Annotated in this window: 18 protein-coding genes and 1 pseudogene; 11 read left to right on the top strand and 8 right to left on the bottom strand. The window is 45.6% G+C overall.

Annotated features, from left to right (window positions below; genetic code table 11):
• From ADJ77_RS07150 to ADJ77_RS07160, 3 genes are all read left to right on the top strand, one after another.
• Positions 1–1350 (top strand): hypothetical protein, encoded by a 1350-nt coding sequence (locus tag ADJ77_RS07150; RefSeq protein ID WP_025077746.1) that lies wholly within the window; start codon positions 1–3, stop codon positions 1348–1350.
• 295 nt (positions 1351–1645) lie between these two features.
• Positions 1646–2383 carry a toxin-antitoxin system YwqK family antitoxin gene (locus ADJ77_RS07155; protein ID WP_042740819.1) on the top strand — a complete coding sequence of 246 codons (738 nt, stop codon included), beginning with the start codon at positions 1646–1648 and terminating at the stop codon, positions 2381–2383.
• Positions 2384–2744: 361 nt separating this feature from the next.
• A complete protein-coding gene (locus ADJ77_RS07160; protein ID WP_025077748.1) occupies positions 2745–3602 on the top strand; it encodes an enoyl-ACP reductase FabI in 858 nt (285 codons plus the stop codon).
• Between the two features lie 358 nt (positions 3603–3960).
• Here ADJ77_RS07160 and ADJ77_RS14475 read toward each other — a convergent pair whose 3' ends face one another.
• The 3 genes and pseudogenes from ADJ77_RS14475 to argS form a co-directional block, all read right to left on the bottom strand.
• Positions 3961–4497 carry an RNase H family protein gene (locus tag ADJ77_RS14475; RefSeq protein WP_394330592.1) on the bottom strand — a complete coding sequence of 179 codons (537 nt, stop codon included), beginning with the start codon at positions 4495–4497 and terminating at the stop codon, positions 3961–3963.
• A gap of 60 nt (positions 4498–4557) precedes the next feature.
• A pseudogene (locus ADJ77_RS14480) lies at positions 4558–4860 on the bottom strand (endonuclease domain-containing protein); the annotation flags it as partial.
• Positions 4861–4937: 77 nt separating this feature from the next.
• Positions 4938–6758, bottom strand: a complete 1821-nt coding sequence (gene argS, locus ADJ77_RS07170; protein WP_025077750.1) for an arginine--tRNA ligase — start codon at positions 6756–6758, stop codon at positions 4938–4940.
• A 256-nt stretch (positions 6759–7014) separates the two neighbouring features.
• Here argS and ADJ77_RS07175 point away from each other — a divergent pair, with 256 nt between their 5' ends.
• Positions 7015–7503: a hypothetical protein gene (locus ADJ77_RS07175; protein ID WP_050696184.1), complete on the top strand. Its 489-nt coding sequence runs from the start codon at positions 7015–7017 to the stop codon at positions 7501–7503.
• Positions 7504–8268: 765 nt separating this feature from the next.
• Here ADJ77_RS07175 and ADJ77_RS07180 read toward each other — a convergent pair.
• From ADJ77_RS07180 to ADJ77_RS07195, 4 genes are all read right to left on the bottom strand, one after another.
• Positions 8269–8814 (bottom strand): hypothetical protein, encoded by a 546-nt coding sequence (locus tag ADJ77_RS07180; protein WP_025077751.1) that lies wholly within the window; start codon positions 8812–8814, stop codon positions 8269–8271.
• Positions 8815–8937: 123 nt separating this feature from the next.
• The gene (locus ADJ77_RS07185; protein ID WP_025077752.1) at positions 8938–9648 is read right to left on the bottom strand and encodes an ABC transporter ATP-binding protein; all 711 of its coding nucleotides are present in this window, start codon (positions 9646–9648) and stop codon (positions 8938–8940) included.
• A 19-nt stretch (positions 9649–9667) separates the two neighbouring features.
• The gene (locus tag ADJ77_RS07190; protein WP_025077753.1) at positions 9668–11329 is read right to left on the bottom strand and encodes a putative transporter; all 1662 of its coding nucleotides are present in this window, start codon (positions 11327–11329) and stop codon (positions 9668–9670) included.
• Between the two features lie 183 nt (positions 11330–11512).
• Entirely contained in the window at positions 11513–12331 is an 819-nt protein-coding gene (locus ADJ77_RS07195) for a pyridoxamine kinase (RefSeq protein WP_025077754.1), read from the bottom strand.
• Positions 12332–12879: 548 nt separating this feature from the next.
• Between ADJ77_RS07195 and metK the strand changes: the two genes are divergently transcribed.
• The 7 genes from metK (at position 12880) to ADJ77_RS07230 (ending at position 19440) form a co-directional block, all read left to right on the top strand.
• On the top strand, positions 12880–14172 hold the full coding sequence (gene metK / locus ADJ77_RS07200) for a methionine adenosyltransferase (RefSeq protein ID WP_025077755.1): 1293 nt from the start codon (positions 12880–12882) through the stop codon (positions 14170–14172).
• A gap of 6 nt (positions 14173–14178) precedes the next feature.
• Positions 14179–15111, top strand: a complete 933-nt coding sequence (locus ADJ77_RS07205) for a DUF4271 domain-containing protein (RefSeq protein ID WP_050696185.1) — start codon at positions 14179–14181, stop codon at positions 15109–15111.
• A gap of 6 nt (positions 15112–15117) precedes the next feature.
• Positions 15118–15873 (top strand): uroporphyrinogen-III synthase, encoded by a 756-nt coding sequence (locus tag ADJ77_RS07210; protein ID WP_050696186.1) that lies wholly within the window; start codon positions 15118–15120, stop codon positions 15871–15873.
• An 84-nt stretch (positions 15874–15957) separates the two neighbouring features.
• Positions 15958–16383, top strand: coding sequence for a ribonuclease P protein component (locus tag ADJ77_RS07215; protein ID WP_025077756.1), 426 nt, complete (start codon positions 15958–15960; stop codon positions 16381–16383).
• A 14-nt stretch (positions 16384–16397) separates the two neighbouring features.
• Positions 16398–16682 (top strand): membrane protein insertion efficiency factor YidD, encoded by a 285-nt coding sequence (yidD, locus tag ADJ77_RS07220; protein WP_394330593.1) that lies wholly within the window; start codon positions 16398–16400, stop codon positions 16680–16682.
• Positions 16683–16788: 106 nt separating this feature from the next.
• Positions 16789–18087 carry a tyrosine--tRNA ligase gene (tyrS, locus tag ADJ77_RS07225; RefSeq protein ID WP_050696187.1) on the top strand — a complete coding sequence of 433 codons (1299 nt, stop codon included), beginning with the start codon at positions 16789–16791 and terminating at the stop codon, positions 18085–18087.
• A gap of 126 nt (positions 18088–18213) precedes the next feature.
• Positions 18214–19440: a clostripain-related cysteine peptidase gene (locus tag ADJ77_RS07230; protein ID WP_050696188.1), complete on the top strand. Its 1227-nt coding sequence runs from the start codon at positions 18214–18216 to the stop codon at positions 19438–19440.
• Positions 19441–19536: 96 nt separating this feature from the next.
• Here the strand turns inward: ADJ77_RS07230 and ADJ77_RS07235 are convergent, their stop codons facing one another.
• Entirely contained in the window at positions 19537–20487 is a 951-nt protein-coding gene (locus tag ADJ77_RS07235) for an alpha-hydroxy-acid oxidizing protein (protein ID WP_025077758.1), read from the bottom strand.
• Positions 20488–20495: the final 8 nt, after the last annotated feature.

Genomic DNA, 20495 nt, shown 5'->3' on the forward strand with positions numbered 1-20495 from the left:
ATGGGAACTAAGATAAAACCAGTAAAATGTCCGAATTGCGGCAGTGGGCTGCACACACAACTTGATGCCAAACGCTATCTCTGCCAGAACTGCGGGACGGAATATTATATAGATGATGATGACATAAACATCAATGTCAATCATCATCATGAATATAGCTACCGTTGTCCTCAATCCAATAGCAGCAGTTCTTTTTCCGATAGGTTTGCCTGGATATTCTATATCTGTTTTGTCGTGGGCTTTCTTCTTTTTATGACATTAACCTGTACCAATTCTACAGATTCCATATTCTCCAGCGATAAGGATTCTGTAAAGGTGTCAGACAACTACGACGCTATCGTTCCAATGCTGCATAAGGGAAAGCCTTGTTTCTTCTATATCTGTAGGCGTGATTTCGGGTACAACAGCAATTACACTGACGGAATCTACTATGGGTTCCGTGATGCAAATACCGGTGCAGTAATGACAGACAAGCTCCTTGTCTCGGAAGAGGAAGCCGAGAGGCAGGACAGAATGGATATATATCGGGGAAACCTGGCTTATTTCCATCAGGCAAAACGGTGGTATCTTGCGGTTCCCAATCGTTATATCTTCGAGATAGACCCTGATGCGCTCAGCATGACGGAGACTGGCAAGAAGTTCTTTAGTGGAAAGCCTGCTCTGAGTTCAGGAATATCAATGATAGACATACTTGATGATCGCTTCGGAGAGGGGTTCAAGGTAACCAACAACCTTGCAGTAACCTATTACTTCTTCCCGGCAACAGGGCGACTCTATACGGAAGATGCCTTCTCGTATGCATCAAAGTTACCTCCGGCAGAACTGAACGGTGAGATACGCGACAGTGTCTATTACAGGCTTGAGAAGGAGAATGCAAATTCCCGGACAGATGCAGGAGGGAAGTATCGGCTGTGCCGTCTGAAAATCAAGTTTCATCTTGGTGATCCGCAAAATATATTCATCCCATTGACAAATGGAAGACAATATTATGACGAGGGAGAGCGGATAATTGATGTCCAACCTGTATCCGACTGGTTCCCAGCCTTTAATGCAAAGGTTATCTATCAGGATAACCAGTATGTTCTGATAGTCTATCATCCGAATATTTCCGATAATGCTCCAACGGTTTTCCAGCTGTGGAATACCAAGGGAAATGTCATCTGGACGCAGTCACCTGATACTCGTATTAAAGTGGATGAGGCTATCCGTGACAAACAGAAGATATGGCTCGGAGGTGTAAAGGAAATCAAGAATAAAGGCGATGAGAACTATTGCTACAGCCTTGACTTGCAGAAAGGCAGTTGGAAATGTCATTATAAGTTCCCGGATGATTATAGCATCACCAAGTAACAGGATGCCGAGATTGGGCAATCGGATATGGGCGTAGTAAACATTATGCTTGTGGATAAATGGAACGTGTCCTGGTGTATTTTGCAACACAGTCAATCGTCAGCTGCAAATTATTTTCATGATGAGAAGAATTTATTTACATGAAAAAAAATATTTCTTTTCATGAAGAAAAATATTTCTTTTCATGAAAATAATTCGATGATGAGGAAGAATGAGGAGTAAGGAGTGAAGAATTAGGAATGAGGAATATTCATTGTTTTGAGCTTTGAAAAGGAGTATTAAAATTGATGCGATTATGAAAAAGAACAAAATGTTGCTGCTCCTGCTGTTGGTTTTACCGCTTGCGGGGAAAGCACAGATTAAGAAGTATATTGGTAAGGGTGCGAATGGACAGGTTAAGTCTATCTATTATCGGAATGTCCAGACTGGCAGGCAGGAAGGGCATTGGGTTGATTTTGATGAAAACGGATTGATTGCATCGGAAAGAGATTATAAGGACGGGTATAAGGATGGTAAAGAGGTTTTTTACCAGAATGGGGACGTTGAATTGATTATTGAATACCGTAAGGGAAAAATAGATGGTAAGTGCATAAAATACACAGTGCGAAAAGATGCCGGCAAAAAGCCCGTTTTACATTGTATAGCTAATTTTCGTAATGGTGTCGAACACGGTATGATGTATATATATGATGAACATGGGAAGATAATCCGGAGAGAAAGGTATAAGGACGGAGCCTTGTTAGCTGATACGTTCGCCACGCAGAAAGGGCTTGTCTGTATTGGTTATGAAGTGGATCCGGACGGTCTTTCTTATATCAAGAGCAAAAAGATCATCCCGTTCAAGTCAAAGACTGCAGGGGTATCGCGCACTACATCTGTCAGACAGGACAGGAAGGTTGCTGCACGTCCGGCTGTCAGCAAGACGCCTGACCGCAAGGGGACGCCTGTCAGACAACAGAAGAAACAGTCAGCTTCGCCACAGGACAAGTCCCGTCTGAAAGTAAGCAAGGACGGAATTATTGAGCTTGAATAAGGCTGAAGACTGATAGGATGATAAACCGGAAAAGGTATGAGCCGGACCTGTCGGATAATTCTGACTGGTCCGTTTTTTTGTTCTTTGCCATCTTCGGTAATGGCTCTTTTGGCAATGTATGGATAAGGTGAGGTCTTGTTGTTGTAAGAGGGTAAAGATGATAAGGCTGAATAATGCTGCAAGGTGCCGTCGTTGTGGCAGTGAAGGCTCTCTTGACGGTTCTTGCCAGTGTTTTTCAAACAGGTTCTTAACAGGCTCATATTGACACGCTTAGATAGCATTCGGGTGATATTTATGTGTAAATCCTTGGCAAATCAACCTTTTTTGTTTACCTTTACACCAAATTTGAATAACGAAGATTATGAGTTACAATTTATTAAAAGGTAAAAGAGGTATTGTTTTCGGAGCCCTCAACGAGAAGTCTATCGCATGGAAAGTTGCAGAAAAGGCAGTGGAGGAAGGTGCTACTATCACCTTGTCAAATACTCCAATCGCAGTGAGAATGGGTACTGTCAGTGCTCTGTCAGAGAAGCTGAACTGTGAGGTTATTCCTGCTGATGCGACCAATGTAGAGGATTTGGAGAACGTTTTTAAGCGTTCAATGGAAGTTCTGGGTGGCAAGATTGACTTCGTTCTGCACTCTATCGGTATGTCTCCGAACGTGCGCAAGCATCGTACATACGATGATCTGGACTACAAGATGCTTGACAGTACGCTTGATATTTCTGCTGTTTCATTCCACAAGATGATTCAGAGTGCCAAGAAACTTGATGCTATCAATGAATATGGTTCAATCCTTGCGCTCTCTTACGTAGCTGCTCAGCGTACCTTCTACGGTTACAACGATATGGCTGATGCTAAGGCATTGCTTGAGAGTATCGGTCGTAGCTTCGGTTATATTTACGGTCGTGAGAAGCATGTACGTATCAATACAATTTCTCAGTCACCTACGATGACAACTGCAGGTTCAGGTGTGAAGGGTATGGATAAGCTCTTCGACTTCGCTGACCGTATGTCTCCATTGGGCAACGCAAGTGCTGATGAGTGTGCTGACTATTGTATCGTAATGTTCTCTGACCTCACCCGTAAGGTGACAATGCAGAACCTCTACCACGATGGTGGTTTCTCAAATGTGGGTATGAGTCTCCGTGCTATGGCTACATACGAGAAGGGTCTCGATGAGTATAAGGACGAGAACGGTAATATTATCTACGGATAAGAAAGCCTCCCGACAAAAGCCTCCCCCAGCCCCTCCAAAGGGAGGGGAGTGCCTGACGGAAACCAGTTAGGATAACTTTATAGTGATAGTTTTCCACTACTATCTGATATAATTCCTCTTTATGATTACGCCGAGGAAGGTTTTAAGGGAAATAATAAAAAAGCTCCAGTAAGTGAAAACTTATTGGAGCTTTTTATTTCTATCGTTATTCTCGAAACAGCTTATTGTACCAAATCTTAAGCAAATTTGTCTCCCTCCCCCTTGGGGGGAGTCTATTGTTATTTTCAAAAGAGCTTATTGTACCAAATCTTAAGCGAATTTGTCTCCCTCCCCCTTTGGGGAGGGTCGGGGTGGGGCTTTATTTCCTTCCGAAGTCGGCAGGTATCTCACCCCACTGCCTCGTTTCCCACTTTATAATAGGTGTCGTTACCTTATGCGTCTGCAGCCAATGTTCGGCACGTGCAATGATTTGATGGAGCTCTTCAGTTTCTGCATTGCGGACAAAAGTAGTCTTACAACGCTTTTTGTTTACCCATAAGATGGCATTATAGGAGTCGCTGTAAATAACCTTATCGTTTATTCCCTGCTTCTCCATCAGTGCCAAAGCATGGACAATGGCGAGGAACTCACCAATGTTATTTGTTCCCATAACCGGACCAAAATGGAAAACTCTTGCACCAGTTTGCAGGTCAACACATTGATACTCCATCGGTCCCGGGTTGCCAGAACAAGCGGCATCAACAGCCCAAGCACCAGCCCCCCTCAATCCTCCCGAAAGGGGGGAAGCCCCAGTCTGCTGTGGTTGGAAGCCAGACTGAGTGTTAGTTTGAGAACTTGATGGACTCTTTGGTGGAGAATCACCTGTTTGGATTGTATTATGTGAGTCTATTGCCATTATAGTTTCTTTAATCTTCCGGATAACTTCTTCCCTATGGTTGAAGACTTCCTCGTTAGTGAATCGGATAACAGTATAGCCCCATTGCTTAAGGTTATGAGTCCGTTCCTCATCCTTTATAATCTGTTCATCATTAAAATGATACTTACCATCTATTTCAACAATAAGCTTATATTTAAGGTTGATGAAGTCAGCAATATATTGTCCGATGATATGTTGTCTACGAAACTTGTGGCCACTTTGTTTTCCTTTTAGGTATAACCAAAGTAGGTTTTCTGCTTGTGTAGAGTGCTTCCTGTTCTTGATAGCATTTGCTTTCAGCAGTTCATACTCTATCTCATCAGCTGTTTCATAGATGTACATAATCTCACCATATAAAATCCTTATCCCACCTTACCCTATTTGTCTCCCTCCCCTTTTGGGGAGGGCGGGGTGGGGCTTTACATCCTCTCAGGCACTTCAATACCGAGCAATGCCATACCGTTCTTGATGACCTTTGCCACGTTCTTCGCAATCACAAGGCGGGTAATCTTCTCAGCTTCGGTATCAGCATTGAGAATGCTGTAGTCATGATAGAACTGATTGAATTCCTTTGTCAGCTCGTAGCAGTAGTTTGCAATGCCACTTGGGCTATAGTCAATACCAGCCTGAGCGACAGCAGCACCGAAGTCGTTGAGCTTCTGGATGAGTGCAATCTCCTTGTCGTTCAGTGGAGCATCGTCGTTAAGTGATGCAGGTAAGGTGATATTCTGTGCCTCAGCTTTACGGAGAATACTGCGGATACGTGCGTAGGTGTACTGGATGAATGGTCCTGTATTACCATTGAAGTCGATAGACTCCTCTGGGTTAAAGAGCATATTCTTGCGTGCATCGACCTTAAGGATGAAGTACTTCAAGGCACCCATACCCACGATACGTGCAATCTCGTTCTTCTCTTCGTCAGTGATACCTTCCAGTTTGTTCACCTTATCCTCACTAAGACTCTTCGCATTCTCAATCATTGAAGCAACAAGGTCGTCTGCATCGACAACTGTTCCCTCACGACTCTTCATCTTACCGTTTGGCAATTCAACCATACCGTATGAGAAGTGTACAAGGTCCTTACCCCACTTGAAGCCTAAACGATCCAAGAGGATAGAGAGAACCTGGAAGTGGTAGTTCTGCTCATTGCCAACAACATAAATCATCTTGTCGATAGGGTAGTCATTGAAACGCATCTCTGCAGTACCAATATCCTGTGTCATATAAACCGATGTACCGTCCTTACGCAAAAGAAGTTTCTGGTCCAAGCCCTCATCCGTGAGGTCAGCCCATACGGAGTTGTCTTCCTTACGGATGAAGAGACCCTTCTCAAGACCTTCTTCCACCTTCTTCTTTCCAGCGAGATAAGTGCTTGATTCGTAGTAAATCTTATCGAAGCCAACGCCCATCGCCTTGTAAGTCTCATCAAAACCGGCATATACCCAGTTGTTCATCATTTCCCACAAGCCGCGAATTTCAGGGTCGTTAGCTTCCCACTTCACGAGCATGTCGTGTGCTTCCTTCATCAGTGGAGCTTCGTGTTCAGCCTTTGCTTTTGCCTCATCGGCTGTCATACCCTCTTTCTCATACTGCTCCTGAAGTTGCTTGCACTCCTCTTTGAAGTGCTTGTCGAAGAGAACATAGAAGTCACCAATCAAGTGGTCGCCCTTCTTGCCAGCCTGCTCTGGTGTGATACCATTGCCCCACTTCTGCCAAGCCAGCATTGACTTACAGATGTGAATACCACGGTCATTAACGATATTCGTCTTTACCACCTTGTTGCCGTTGGCCTCCATAATCTGTGCCAATGACCAACCAAGGAGGTTGTTACGAACGTGACCGAGGTGAAGTGGCTTGTTGGTGTTAGGTGAAGAGTATTCAATCATCACCAGCGGACTCTCATCTGTCACACGCTTCTCGCCAAACTTCTCGTCAGCATTGATGTCATTCAACAGTCCTGTCCATGCAGACTGTGCAATAACGAGGTTGAGGAAGCCCTTTACGACGTTGAAGTCAGCCACAGCCTTGCAGTTCTTCTTCAGGTATTCGCCTAAGTCCTGTGCGGTATCTTCAGGCTTCTTGTGTGAAGTCTTCAGCAGTGGGAAGGTGACGAGTGTGAGGTTACCCTCGAAGTCGCTGCGTGTCTTCTGCAGCTGAATCATCTTTTCAGGAACTTCTGTTCCGTACAATTCCTTGACAGCTGCGAGTGCAGCAACGGTAATTTGCTCTTCTATCTTCATCTTTAATTTCTTTTTATCTGTCTGCAAAGTTACGGAAAATCAGCGGAATAACGGCAGGAGCGGGGTGGTTAATTCATAATTCAAAGTCCAAAGTTCAAAATTTGAAGTTCAAAATTCGTAATATAACGGTAACTTCTGACCCTTAATTCAATGTTTGTAATCATAAACATCAACTGAAAAAAAATGATAAAACCCTGCCCGTTCTTGATATTATGTGTTATCTTTGCAGATGAATTAACTATTAATGATTAACTTTATGTGTAAAAGTATTAAGAGATGGGCTTATGCCCTTGTAGCCAGTGCCTTTGCAATGGTAATGTGTTTCAGTTTCAGTGCTTGTAGCAGTGATAATGATAATGATGTGGATAATGGGGTAAGTCCTGTTCTTTACAGTGATTTTGAAGGTAGGATAGGTGTTAACTATCCATTGGGTATCTCAGGTAAATTTGTTAGTTTCTCTATTCCTAAGAGCCAGGCAGGAAAAATTGTTGACTTAACAAAGGGCGGCGATTGGGTAGCTGGTGGTTCTGTCGTTGGTGGTTTGTATAGGTATGATGACCATTTCTTCCAGAAGGGAAGTTATGTTTATCTTCTAAAGACGGGGGCGAATGAGATAGAGCTCCGTTACAAATATGTTTGGAGAGCAGGTTCAACAAGCCATACGGTAGAGGGAAGCTATAAGAATGTAAAGATGACAACGCATCAGGATGCGCTCGACTGGGCACATAAACAGGGGCTGTATTAAAAGGATGAGTTCTTTGGAAAGATATAAAAAGCGAGGTTGTATCAAGCTGTTATGATGCAACCTTGTTTTTATTTTATCGGCTTTTCCCTTTTTGTACAGGATAGTAGGCAGGAACGTGCAGGTGTTGTAATGTGGTGTCAGTTCACTTATGATGATTATCTTGCCTGACGCCTTGTAAGGCTTATGGGCAGGACAGGGCGGGAATCCCCCTTGGTTATTATCTCAGTACTGCATCCAGTCTTCACAAATAGAGTAACAGAGGGTGCGTCTCCTGCGTTTAAAACACTGAAATATCTTTACATAAATGTTGCTCTTCCTGTCTGAAAACGGGAATAAAATCAGTCTTGTAAATACGTTTGTAACTGTCAGGTTATCAGGTTTATACTAAAGCTGTGCAAGAGAAGGTGCTTAATTGGGCTTCAATTAAGCCTTAGTTAGGCTTCAATTAACGCCCTTTTGAACGTCAATTAAGGCTTAATTCAAAAGCAATTAAGCATCAATAGAATTCAATGGGAGGAAAAAACAGGACAAAAGTTCAGTGATAGCTAATCATTGTCACACTGAGCATCACCCCGTCAGTCAGCTTTCTTTTCCTTTTTCTCCACCTCGTGAATTAAGGGTGTAGACGCCAGATTATATCTGTAAGTTCATCTGTAATCCTCTTTTCTGTCTTAAATCAGCCTCAAAGGCAATCACGCCCCGTCCATTACTCCCCCCCCTCGCTCGGTGGCAGTTGGTTATGAAAGGGACGGAACGTGAAGTGTTTTACTGTATTCTCACACTCTTTCCATCCTTATAACAAGCGATGGTGCGGGTGCCGTTGGTATAAATATCCTCACTGCCCGGCATGTCAAGAGTGAACCCCGCAGCCTTTACTTGCGCCACGAGATTGTCGTATGCAGTCTGATTGAACACTGCAATGATGATGGCGCCATCCTTGAAAGCAACGTAGCTTGACACACCCTTGCGCAATGGTTTCGGATAGTCTTCATACTTGTCAGCAGTGAGAAGTTTGGCAGGAACACAGTTCTTGTAATACATTTTCGAGAACTTATCCAGACGATAAACCTCATAATTCGTCTTCAGTTTATAGCCATACTTCTTTGTCGTTGCATCCACCTTGTCAGGATTCTGATACATATTCAAGGCTTCTGCAATACTGATGACATCCTTCAAGGGTTCAACGTTAACAACTGTATCCTTGACCACTTGTGTTACTGCAGGTGTCGTTACAGTCTGCTGTGTACCACAGCTGTTGAGTGTTATGGCTGCAACGAGGATAGCCGTTGCTATCCATAGATTCTTTTTCATTTGTCCTTTTGTTTTATTGTTTTGAAGATTCGTTTATAATGGGTTTATATGCTGTTGCTGGATGAGCTGTCTAAACCATTTAGCTGGTAGTTCTATCTTAGTTGGAAGAGTCTGATACTCCTCTCAACGATCAAGAATAGCACGCATTTCAGCCTTGACATCGGCTGCTGACACTGTCTGCAAGGCGTTATCCTTCACCTCCAGCAGACAATCAGCAAAGCGCACTGCAAGCTCTAAATCGTGGGTTGAAAGGAGGATGAGCTTGTCACGTTCGTGTGCCATACGCCGTAAAGACTGGAAGGTTTCAGCCTTGGACGGGAAGTCAAGAAAGGCAGTCGGCTCGTCAAGGAGTATGACCGGCGTCTGCTGGGCAAGTGCTTTGGCAATCATCACCTTCTGCCGTTCACCGTCAGAGAGTGTCTGAATCATCCTTCCCCGGAGCTTTTCAATTCCCACGGCAGTGATGGCATCATCGACAACCGCACGGTCATCGGCACGCAACCTACCGAAGAAGCCTGTGTAAGGTGAGCGTCCCAGTCCTATTATCTCTTCTGTCGTAAGGTTCTGTACATCGGGTTTCTGTGTCAGGACAATGCTCACCTGCCGTGCCAGTTCCCGCTGTGAGAACGAATGTATGTCACGGTTGTCCAGCAACAGGTCGCCTCCCATCTTCGGAAGAAAGCCTGCAAGTGTCTTCAGGAGCGTTGATTTTCCGATGCCGTTTTCCCCAATCAGGCACGTCAGCTGCCCACTCTTCACCTCGATATTGATGTCGGAGATGACCGGCAGGGAAGGCGAATAGCCTACGGACAGATGGGAAATACTGATAATCATTACCGCAGAAAAGAAATTGTCAGACAAAGAACATCACCAGCACCTGGGCTATGATGACCCGTATGAACATACCCAAAGGATAGACCGTAGCGTAACTGATGTTGCTCGTCTCACCCTTCACCGTGTCGTTTGCATAGCCTAATGCCATTGGATTAGCCATTGAGCCGCAAAGAATACCGCAGATAGTACCAAAGTCGAACTTCTTTGTACGCAGTGCGAGCATCCCCACAATAATAACAGGAATGACCGTAAGGGCAAAGCCCATACCTATCCACAGTAAGCCTTCAGGGCGCACAACTGTGGCAAGGAAGCCTTTACCTGCATCCAGCCCGAGGCACGCCAGATAAAGTGAAAGACCCAGTTTCCGCAGCATAAGCGAAGCACTGCGCGTCGTATAGGCAATGAGGTGCAGGCGAGGACCAAAGGCACCGGCAAGGATTCCCATGATGATAGGACCGCCGGCGATGCCCAGGCGGATAGGAGAATCCATCCCCGGGATAGAGAATGGGATAGTTCCCAGTGCCAGACCGAGGAGCATGCCGAGGAAGATTACAGCGAGATTGGGCTCGTTGAGGGTCTTCACGGAGTTGCCCAGGAACTTCTCTGCCTGGTCAATTGCTTCCGGACGGCCCACTAATGTGAGGCGGTCACCATAGCGCAGGACGAGGTCCTGTGTGGCAAGCAGTTTGATGTCACTGCGCAGGATACGGCTCACATTGACGCTGTAAACATCTCGCAGATGCAGTTGTCCGAGCCGTTTGCCGTTCAGCATGCCCTTTGACAGCACGATGACACGGCTCTCCACCTCTGAATCGAGGTGGTTCCAGTCAATCTGTTCTTTGTTCAAATCACGCTTTACTATCTGCCCGAAGAGGATTTCCATTGCCGGAACCTCATCCCGTTTCGTAGCTACAAACAGGTTGTCATTCTTGTGCAGCACCGTTGTACTCATCGGAACGATAACATCGTTACCACGCCATATACGTGAGATGATGAACTTCCGATGCGTCCCCTGTGCTATCTCTGCTATCGTCTTGCCGTTGACAGCAGGATTGAGGACGACAAACTGTCCGATATAAGTATGGTCATCATCTGCGTTTGAATCCACAACCAGGTCAGACGGTTTGACAAAGAACTTGCGGATAAATATCATAGCGAAGATAACACCTACCACACCAAGGGGATAGGTGACGGCCGTTGCCAGTGCTGCATGCCCTCCGCTCTCACCTACATGTTGCAAAGCCTGCTGGGCAGCACCCAGTGCCGGCGTGTTGGTTGTAGCACCACATAGAATACCTACCATGTCGGACATTGGTACTTTCATGGCATAGGAGAGTACCACTGCCATTACCGTACCCAGGAGGATGACGCCCAGTGACCAGAGGTTGAACGATGTCCCCTCATGTCGGAAAGAACCGAAGAAGTTTGGTCCTACACTCAGTCCGAGCGTATAGACAAAGATAACCAGTCCGAAGGTCTCACAGTAGTTAAGCATCTGTTCGTCCACATGCAGTCCAAGGCTGCCTGCAGCAATACCGAAGAAGAACACGAAGGCTATACCAAGCGATATGCCTGCTATCCTGATTTTGCCTAAGCCCAGTCCCACTGCACACACGAGTGAGAGGACAACCACTGCCTGCAGGGCAGAAGGGATGGAAAATAATGCGTTGAACCAGTCCATAATTGTTTTTTAGAAGTGAGGAGGAGAAGAGAGTCCTGAGGTGAAAAGAGCCGAATCTGCAGTGCTGTTGGCTGTTGCTGTCCGGCTGTCAGAACAGAAGAAAGTACATCCTTAACCATCCTTTCTGTTGTTCTGTCATGGGTTCTGACAGGAAATGCCTGCCTCACTTTGACCATTTACTGCTTACAGCACCTCAAGATACTTTTCCAAAGGGATACCCCTGTTCTTGTCCTCATTATCCTTGTTGAGGTCAATCAGTTTGTAAACGCCATCCATAGCTTTCTGTGTGCTTGGCACTAACAGGTCGTCATCAAGGAGATGCCCGATGAGAATGGCTGAGAAGATGTCGCCCGTACCGGGGAAATGAAAAGGAATCTCCGTATAAGGAAGTGTGAAATAGGAGTCGGTCTTGTGGTTATATCCTGCAACAGAAGGTGTACCGTCAATGAGAATGGAGGTTATCAATGCCGACTTCGTACCTATGCTTCGCAAGCCGTTGAGCAGTGCTTTCGCCCTTTCATTGCTGACACCAGCCTCATTGAACGTGCTGTCCGTGAGGTAGCAAGCCTCGGTGTAATTAGGGAAAGTAAGGTCGGCAACGCTGATCATCTCACGCATGGAGTTGATGGTTGCTGGTGTAACACCGTTATAGAGCTTTCCCTCATCGCCCATGATAGGGTCAACGAAGATTGTCGTACCCCGTTCAGCCTGCTCACGGCAGTAGTCTGCCACCAGTTTTGCCTGTCGTTCTGACGCAATGAAACCAGTTGCAATGGCGTCAAAGCTGAAGCCCAGCTCCTTCCATACGGGGAAAACGCCCTTGATGTAATCGGTAGTCTCAAGAATATTGAACTTGCCATAGTCAAGCGTGTTTGAGACCAAAGCCGTGGGAAGGTTATAAACAGGATGTCCGAGATAGGACAAGATAGGAAGCATGGCAGCCGTAGCCACCTTGCCGTATCCTGCAATGTCATTGATAAGAAGTATATGTTTCTTGCTCATTATATGTTTCTTAATTGGACTACAAAGGTAGTGTAAAGCGCATGAACAGCAAAATAAAAACCGATAAATCGCATGATGTCCCACCTTGCAGAGCTTTGTCTACAGCTTTTCCTGTGGCTTGTTCACGGACTTTCGCATGATAGGATGTGCCCGTTGAAACCTGCCCTGTCACCCTTTTCGGGCATCAGTGTTGAATTTTCTTCATGAAAAGAATTATTTTTTTTCACGAAAAGAAATATTTATCTTCATGAAAAAAAATAATTCTTTTCATGAAGAAAATTTGTTTGATAGGGTAGACTTCTGCTTTAATCCTTGTCTGTCATCATTTTATAGATACCGTCAATAGTTAACATTCACGCTCCATTAATCCCTACTCTCGTTTGTCATCTTTATATAGATACCATCATCACCTATCACCCGTCACCCATCACCCACCACCTAATAATATATAAATCTTATGCTTTTATTTTGTTATCCCGCTAAGTTGCAGTAACTTTGCACTCTTAAACTGAAAATAAACAGTAAAATCAAATATAAAACATAAGTATATGGCATATTTGTTTTCATCGGAATCTGTATCTGAGGGACACCCAGATAAGGTTGCCGATCAGATAAGTGACGCATTACTCGACCAGTTTCTTGCATACGACGAGGATGCACGTTGCGCAATAGAAACCTTTAACACCACAGGACAGGTGGTGATTATGGGTGAGGTGAGGTCTAAGGAATATGTTGATCTTCAGACGATAGCCCGCAAGACCATCAACAGGATAGGCTATACAAAGGCTGAATACCAGTTTGATGGCAACAGCTGTGGTATTCTCTCTGCCATCCATGAGCAGAGTGATGACATCAACCGTGGTGTTGACAATGGTGATGCTGACAATCAGGGAGCCGGCGACCAGGGTATGATGTTCGGTTATGCCTGCAACGAGACAGACAGTTATATGCCTGTCACGCTCGACCTGTCGCATCTCATCATGAGCACATTGGCTGACATCCGCAGGGAGGGCAAGCTGATGACTTATCTCCGCCCGGACTCCAAGAGCCAGGTGACAGTGGAGTACAGCGATGACAATATCCCGCAGCGTATTGACACGATTGTCGTTTCTACACAGCATGACGACTTCATCCAGCCTGCTGACAGCTCACGTGAGGCACAGCTAAAGGCGGATAAGGAGATGGTGGAACAGATTTACAAGGATGTCCTTGAGATCCTGATGCCACGTGTGAAGGCACAGATTACGTCGGAGAAGGTGCTCGCACTGTTCAATGACAATATCAAGTATCTTGTCAATCCGACAGGTAAGTTTGTGATTGGCGGTCCTCATGGTGATACTGGTCTGACCGGTCGTAAGATTATCGTTGATACTTACGGCGGTAAGGGCGGTCACGGTGGTGGTGCCTTCTCGGGTAAGGATTCAAGTAAGGTAGACCGCTCTGCAGCCTATGCAGCACGCTACATTGCCAAGAACATGGTAGCGGCCGGTGTGAGTGATGAGATACTCGTACAGCTGGCTTACGCTATTGGTGTTGCCGAGCCTGTCAGCGTTTATGTGAATACCTACGGTCGTTCGCACGTAAAGGCTACTGATGGTGAAATTGCAGAACAGGTGAAGAAGCTGTTTGACCTTCGTCCGAAGGCTATCGAGAAATCGCTGAAGCTGCGACAGCCAATGTATCTGGAGACTGCTGCCTACGGTCACATGGGACGCAAGAATGAGGTTGTGAAGAAGACCTTTGAAAGTCGTTACCACGAGACAAAGACGGTTGATGTGGAACTTTTCACTTGGGAAAAGCTCGACCGTGTGGACGAAATCAAAAAGACATTCGGACTTTAACAGACAATGCCGACAACTGATTCCATTGCTCGCCCCTCCCTGCTGTTGAAATCAACATTGGCGGCAGGACAGAAGGCGGATGCTGATTCTGTGGCAAGGGCGGGTCAGGCTACTGACTCGTCTATCTTGTTGCGCCCCAAAAAGCAGAAGACGTTTCAGCTGACGGATTTCAAATTTGCAGAAGAAGGCTACTTCAAAGGAAACAAGTATTTCAAGCTGGGACGTGGAAACGGACATGCTGACGGCGTGTCGGGCGTTCTTGCCCCTTATGCCGTAAGCAATGACAATACGATTACGGCACTGCTCCTGGGCTGTTTCGTGATGGCGATGGTGGCATTCTCCGTGTCGCATAATTTCATTGAACGGCAGATAAAGAGCTTCTTCCGCATCAGCCGCAGCAAGGATTCGATGACGGAGACTGACACTGAGGTGCGTTTTCAGATTTTCCTGATACTGCAGACCTCCTTGCTGGGAAGTATTCTCTATTACTTCTTTGCGCATGACAGTGGAAGTGGCAGGCTTGAGAGCGATTCGCAGATTGGGATGATAGGATGCTTCTTTGGCATTTTCGCAGGCTATTTCCTGTTCAAGTATGTGGTCTATGGATTTGTCAACTGGGTGTTCTTTGATAGGAAAAATAACGGACGATGGAGGCGGTCTTGGCTCTTCCTTTCCTCGCTTGAGGGTGTACTGTTGTTCCCTGCCGTCCTGCTACTGGTTTATTTCTCTTTGTCGCTCAACGCAGCATTGATTTATACACTGATTGTCATGTTATTTATCAAAATGCTTGCTTTTTATAAGGGTTATACCATCTTTTTCAAAAGAATCGGTGCCAGTCTGCAAATAATTTTGTACTTTTGTGCGCTCGAATTGATGCCGTTGATGGTATTGTGGGGCGTTTTGTTGATTACAGATAACTATTTGATAATAAACTTTTAGGACAAGATGATAAAAAAGATCTTGGTTTCACAACCAAAGCCGTCAAGCGAAAAGTCGCCCTACTATGATATAGCAACGGACTTAGGGGTGGAACTGGTATTCAGACCGTTTTTTAAAGTGGAAGGACTCTCAGCGAAAGAGTTCCGTCAGCAGAAAGTTAACCTGCTGGACTATACAGCTGTGGTGTTTACTTCCCGCCATGCCGTAGACAATTACTTTAATCTTGCCAAGGAAATGCGCATCACCATCCCAGAGGATATGAAGTATTTCTGTGTGATTGAAACGATTGCGCTCTACATCCAGAAGTATGTGCAGTATCGCAAGCGTAAGGTGTTCTTTGGAAATACAGGTAAGATAGACAGTCTTATCCCAACGATGGTCAAGCACAAGACTGAGAAGTATCTCGTTCCGCAGAGCTCTGTTCATACGGACTCGCTGACCAAGCTGTTGGATACAAACAAGCTCAAGCACAAGGAGTGTGTGATGTATCGTACGGTAAGTAACGGACTGACAGATGAGGAAGTGAAGAACTTTGATTATGATATGCTTGTGTTCTTCAGCCCTACAGGAGTGAAGGCCTTGAAGGAGAATATCCCTGACTTCAAACAAGGGGATATAAAGATAGCAGCCTTTGGTCCTGCTACTGCCAAGGAAGTTGAGGCGCAGGGATTGAAACTTGACCTGCAGGCTCCGTCTCAGGAGTATCCTTCCATGACGGGCGCACTGCGTGCTTTCTTGGAGAAACAGAAGAAGAATAAGTGATATAACGGCTTCTTTCCCATCTGAAAGGATGAGAGAGAAGCCGGCATCAGTACTGGGTATGTCGAATTTACAGGCTGAAAAGGAATGGAAAAGCATGAAGAAAAACTGAGGAAAGGCGAACGTCTATGCAGCAGGAGACTCATAGACATACTCTTTGGTGCAGGTGGAAGTCATGCGATGACTGCGTTCCCTTTGAAGGCTGTTTACAGACTGGTTGAAAGCAATTCAGTCTCTTCAGCATCGGAAGATGATGTTGATGAGTCGAAAGTACAGGTGCTGGTCAGTGTTCCTAAGAAGCATTTCAAGCGTGCCGTGAAGCGTAACAGGGTGAAACGACAGGTGCGTGAGGCTTATCGAAAGCACAAGAGTTTTGTGATGCTTCGTGTGAACGAGTATGCAGACAAGCAGTTGCTGATTGCTTTTATATGGCTTTCAGATGAGTTGGCTGACTCTGTTACGGTAGAACAGCGGGTTTCTAATCTGCTTCAAAGAATAGGAGAACGTATCTGATGGAAGAGAAGGAAATGGACGGAAAGGTATCACATGAGCAGTCGTCAAAGAATGTTTTTGTCAGGTTGTGGCGTCTTTTTACACGTGGCTTATCGTGGCTGTTGATACTTCCGATACTCTTTTATCGCCAGTTCATATCTCCTTTTACGCCACCTTCCTGTCGCTTCACACCCACCTGTTCGGAGTACGGCAGGCAGGCTATCCTGAAGCACGGACCTTTCAAGGGTCTGGCTCTCACCATCTGGCGTATATTAAGATGTAATCCGTGGGGCGGCAGTGGCTATGACCCTGTACCCTAACGATGCTCACATATAGAATATTAATACAGAGTTGAGGCTTGTGAAGAATGGGCAGAAAGCCTTTAACGTCTTCAATCCCTTGACTCCTTAAAGTATAAAGACATAAATGAAGAACTTTGTAGAAGAACTCCGTTGGCGTGGTATGCTGGCTCAGATGATGCCGGGTACAGAGGAAATGCTTCAGAAAGAAATGGTTTCAGCTTACTTGGGTACTGACCCTACAGCTGACTCTTTGCACATCGGACACCTTTGTGGTATCATGATGTTGCGCCATTTGCAGCGTTGCGGACACAAACCTTACCTCCTTGTGGGTGGTGCTACAGGTATGATTGGTGACCCTTCAGGTAAGAGTCAGGAGCGTAACCTGCTTGATGCGGAAACACTTTATCATAACCAGGAGGCTATCAAGAAGCAGGTAAGCAAGTTCCTTGACTTCGATGGCAACGAGCCTAACAAGGCTGAGATGGTGAATAACTACGATTGGATGAAGGACTTTACATTCCTTGACTTCGCTCGGTTGGTTGGTAAGCACATCACTGTCAACTATATGATGGCTAAGGACAGTGTGAAGAAGCGTCTTAGTGGTGAGGCTCGTGACGGACTTAGCTTTACTGAGTTCACTTATCAGCTCCTGCAGGGCTACGACTTCCTCTATCTCTATGATAAGTTCGGTGTGAAGTTACAGCTGGGTGGTAATGACCAGTGGGGTAATATGACTACTGGTACAGAACTTATCCGTCGTACTTTAAGCAACGAAGCTGAGGCATATTGCCTTACTTGTCCATTGATTACAAAGGCAGATGGTAAGAAGTTCGGTAAGACAGAAAGCGGTAATATCTGGCTCGATCGTAACCGTACTACACCATACGCTTTCTATCAGTTCTGGCTGAATGTCAGTGATGATGATGCCGAGAAGTATATCAAGATCTTCACTTCTTTGGAGAAGGATGTCATTGATAGTCTCGTTGAAGAGCACCGTCAGGACCCAGGTCGTCGTACGCTTCAGTACCGTCTTGCAGAGGAGGTTACCCGTATGGTTCACTCACAGGAAGACCTCGATATGGCGATTGCAGCCTCTAACATCCTCTTTGGCAAGAGTACAAAGGAAAACTTGCTGCAGTTGGATGAGCAGACTTTCGCTGACGTGTTCAAGGATGTACCACATTATGAAGTATCAAAGGATGTTCTTGGTCAGCCCGCAGTTGATGTCTTCAATCAGGAAGGTATGCAGATTTTCCCAAGCAAGAGTGAGATGCGTAAGCTCGTAAAGGGCGGTGGCGTTGCACTCAACAAGGAGAAACTCGCAGCTTTCGACCAGCCTGTAACAGCCGAGGACCTTATTGATGGTAAGTATCTCCTTGTACAGAAGGGTAAGAAGAACTACTCTCTGATTATTGTAAAATAAGCCTTCAGGCTTATACTATATAACTATGAAAAAGCCTTACTGCGCCCGTTGCGGTGCTGCAAGGCTTTTTGATTAACCACTCCCATTGAATTTATCAGGATATTCAAGGACCTAAAAAGATTCATTATGAAGAAAATCTTCCTTCTTTTACAGCTGGCATTGCTTGTTCTTTTTGCCTCTTGTAGCAGTGATGTCCCACTACCATACCCTACACCACAGCCTCCTACCGAGGCAGAGAACACAATCTTTGTCTATATGCCGTGGTCAGGTAGTCCCGGTAGTCTCTATCCTTTCTTCCAAAAGAATCTGACAGACATCAAGCAGGCGGTTGAGTCTCAGGGAGGATTAGGTGATAAACATCTGATTGTATTCATCTCTGATTCACCTTCAAAAGGTTCGCTGATAAATGTCAAGTATCAGCAGGGACGTTGTGTGGATGATACGGTAGCTGTATTCAATAATACGCTTGCCAGCCAACAGTTGAACTCAGCTAACTGGATAACCACAGTACTGAAACGTGTACAGGCTTATGCACCGGCTCGCAGCTATTCAATGATAGTGGGCTGTCATGGTATGGGTTGGATCCCCGGCAACTCTGGGACACGCAGGCGTTACACCACTTCCGCTTTCAGAAGACGTGATGTAGAACGCCTCCCTTTGACCCGCTGGTTCGGTGGTGATACTTACAAGACCGACATCTCCACCTTTGATAAAGGTATCGAACAGTCAGGTATCGGCAAGATGCAGTATATTCTTTTTGATGACTGCTATATGTCAACCATCGAGGTGGCTTATGAGCTCCGTCACAGTGCAAAGCATATCATAGCCTGTCCTACAGAGATTATGGCGCACGGTATGCCTTACGACCTCCTGTGGACAGAACTCTCAAAGAGCAGTCCTGACTATGGAAGTATCTGCGATACATTCTATAATTTCTACATCAGCTATTCTTATCCTTACGGAACAATCGGTGTTATTGACTGTTCGCAGATTGACGGGATGGTCGATATCATGAAGTCAATCAACCATTCTGGTAATCTTGTAAGCGTATCAGAGGATGATGTGCAGATTATGGATGGTTACCAGCCTGCCATGTTCTTCGATATGGGTGATTATGTACGCAAGATAGCGAAAAATGAAACAGCCCTGTTAGCTCGTTTCGAGCGTCAGCTCAGTCTGCTCGTACCGTATAAGCGTAATACCCCGTCGTTCTTTACGGAAGTGAGAAGCCCGGGTGTCGGTGACGTCCTGCCTATAAACACTTACTCGGGCATAACCATCTCCGACCTTTCAAGTAATACGATGGTGAAAAAAGTATTGGCATACAGCCCATATTATAAGGCTACGCATTAAGAGAATATGAATCTTGAAGAATAAGGTTAAGCTACCTAAACTGATGATAATAGTAAAGCTATATGAAGATAGTATAGGTAGCTAAACCTGTAAGGATTAAATATAAAGCACAGACGCATCGAATGAACGAGTATCTTTCACGCAGGTGTACATCATCAGCTCTGAAAGTTGCTCGTTCATTTTTTGTACCTTTTCCTCAACTCCTTCTGCTCCTTGCTGCAGCAATGGCTTTAGAATTCCTCTGCCCACTGACACTGCATCAGCTCCCAATGCCAGTGCCTTATAGGCGTCATAGCCGCTATCAATACCACAGTCAACGAAGATGGCGATACCGCTTCCCTCCAATGCTGCCTTAATCTTAGGCAGAACCATCAGCGGCGCAACACCGAAAGGAATACGACCGTGGTGATGGGAGATAACAATAGCAGCACAGCCCGCCTCCTTACACTTCACGGCATCCTGCACGGATAGCACGCCTTTGGCTACGAATGGCACGTTGCCGGCTGCCTTTACGTATTCTTTTAGATCCGAAAGCATTACAGGTCCGAGTGGAATACCATCCACAACGTCATATCGTCCGTCTGTTCCCGGGACATGGTCAACATCTACGCCGACAGCTATCGCACCGTGTTTGATAGCAAACTGAATCTCATCCAGAATAATACTATGGTCAGCAAATGGCTTAATGATTCTCACTGTGCTTGCTCCTTCAGCTGCAATCTCAGCATACTCTTCGTTGGGTTCCATACCTACCCAGTTCACAGTGTTCAGCTTCTTAGCTGCCCGTGCATATTCCAGCATCGGTTTCTTGCCATCTTTCAGCACCTTATTCAGGTGTGAGAAGGCTGGCATCATAATCGGTGAATCGAACTCTTCACCAAAGATAACTGTCTTCAATGTTGGCTCAACGGCATCAATAACACGCATCTCAACATGGATGGAATCCAGGTAATTGCGGTTAAATACGTTTGCGTCGTCTGCTTTGCCGCTTGTTACGGGTATCATTCCCGCTGGCCCTGGCCACGGACTCTTTATGTTATCGTTCATATTTACTT

Source organism: Prevotella fusca JCM 17724 (assembly GCF_001262015.1).
GTDB classification, from domain to species: domain Bacteria; phylum Bacteroidota; class Bacteroidia; order Bacteroidales; family Bacteroidaceae; genus Prevotella; species Prevotella fusca.

What these genes read in the sequence shown, in the direction of transcription:
- ADJ77_RS07150 (WP_025077746.1), top strand. Translation starts at nt 1, where the DNA reads ATGGGAACTAAGATAAAACCAGTAAAATGTCCGAATTGCGGCAGTGGG.
- ADJ77_RS07155 (WP_042740819.1), top strand. Translation starts at nt 1,646, where the DNA reads ATGAAAAAGAACAAAATGTTGCTGCTCCTGCTGTTGGTTTTACCGCTT.
- ADJ77_RS07160 (WP_025077748.1), top strand. Translation starts at nt 2,745, where the DNA reads ATGAGTTACAATTTATTAAAAGGTAAAAGAGGTATTGTTTTCGGAGCC.
- ADJ77_RS14475 (WP_394330592.1), bottom strand. Translation starts at nt 4,497, where the DNA reads ATGGCAATAGACTCACATAATACAATCCAAACAGGTGATTCTCCACCA.
- argS (WP_025077750.1), bottom strand. Translation starts at nt 6,758, where the DNA reads ATGAAGATAGAAGAGCAAATTACCGTTGCTGCACTCGCAGCTGTCAAG.
- ADJ77_RS07175 (WP_050696184.1), top strand. Translation starts at nt 7,015, where the DNA reads ATGTGTAAAAGTATTAAGAGATGGGCTTATGCCCTTGTAGCCAGTGCC.
- ADJ77_RS07180 (WP_025077751.1), bottom strand. Translation starts at nt 8,814, where the DNA reads ATGAAAAAGAATCTATGGATAGCAACGGCTATCCTCGTTGCAGCCATA.
- ADJ77_RS07185 (WP_025077752.1), bottom strand. Translation starts at nt 9,648, where the DNA reads ATGATTATCAGTATTTCCCATCTGTCCGTAGGCTATTCGCCTTCCCTG.
- ADJ77_RS07190 (WP_025077753.1), bottom strand. Translation starts at nt 11,329, where the DNA reads ATGGACTGGTTCAACGCATTATTTTCCATCCCTTCTGCCCTGCAGGCA.
- ADJ77_RS07195 (WP_025077754.1), bottom strand. Translation starts at nt 12,331, where the DNA reads ATGAGCAAGAAACATATACTTCTTATCAATGACATTGCAGGATACGGC.
- metK (WP_025077755.1), top strand. Translation starts at nt 12,880, where the DNA reads ATGGCATATTTGTTTTCATCGGAATCTGTATCTGAGGGACACCCAGAT.
- ADJ77_RS07205 (WP_050696185.1), top strand. Translation starts at nt 14,179, where the DNA reads ATGCCGACAACTGATTCCATTGCTCGCCCCTCCCTGCTGTTGAAATCA.
- ADJ77_RS07210 (WP_050696186.1), top strand. Translation starts at nt 15,118, where the DNA reads ATGATAAAAAAGATCTTGGTTTCACAACCAAAGCCGTCAAGCGAAAAG.
- ADJ77_RS07215 (WP_025077756.1), top strand. Translation starts at nt 15,958, where the DNA reads ATGGAAAAGCATGAAGAAAAACTGAGGAAAGGCGAACGTCTATGCAGC.
- yidD (WP_394330593.1), top strand. Translation starts at nt 16,398, where the DNA reads ATGGACGGAAAGGTATCACATGAGCAGTCGTCAAAGAATGTTTTTGTC.
- tyrS (WP_050696187.1), top strand. Translation starts at nt 16,789, where the DNA reads ATGAAGAACTTTGTAGAAGAACTCCGTTGGCGTGGTATGCTGGCTCAG.
- ADJ77_RS07230 (WP_050696188.1), top strand. Translation starts at nt 18,214, where the DNA reads ATGAAGAAAATCTTCCTTCTTTTACAGCTGGCATTGCTTGTTCTTTTT.
- ADJ77_RS07235 (WP_025077758.1), bottom strand. Translation starts at nt 20,487, where the DNA reads ATGAACGATAACATAAAGAGTCCGTGGCCAGGGCCAGCGGGAATGATA.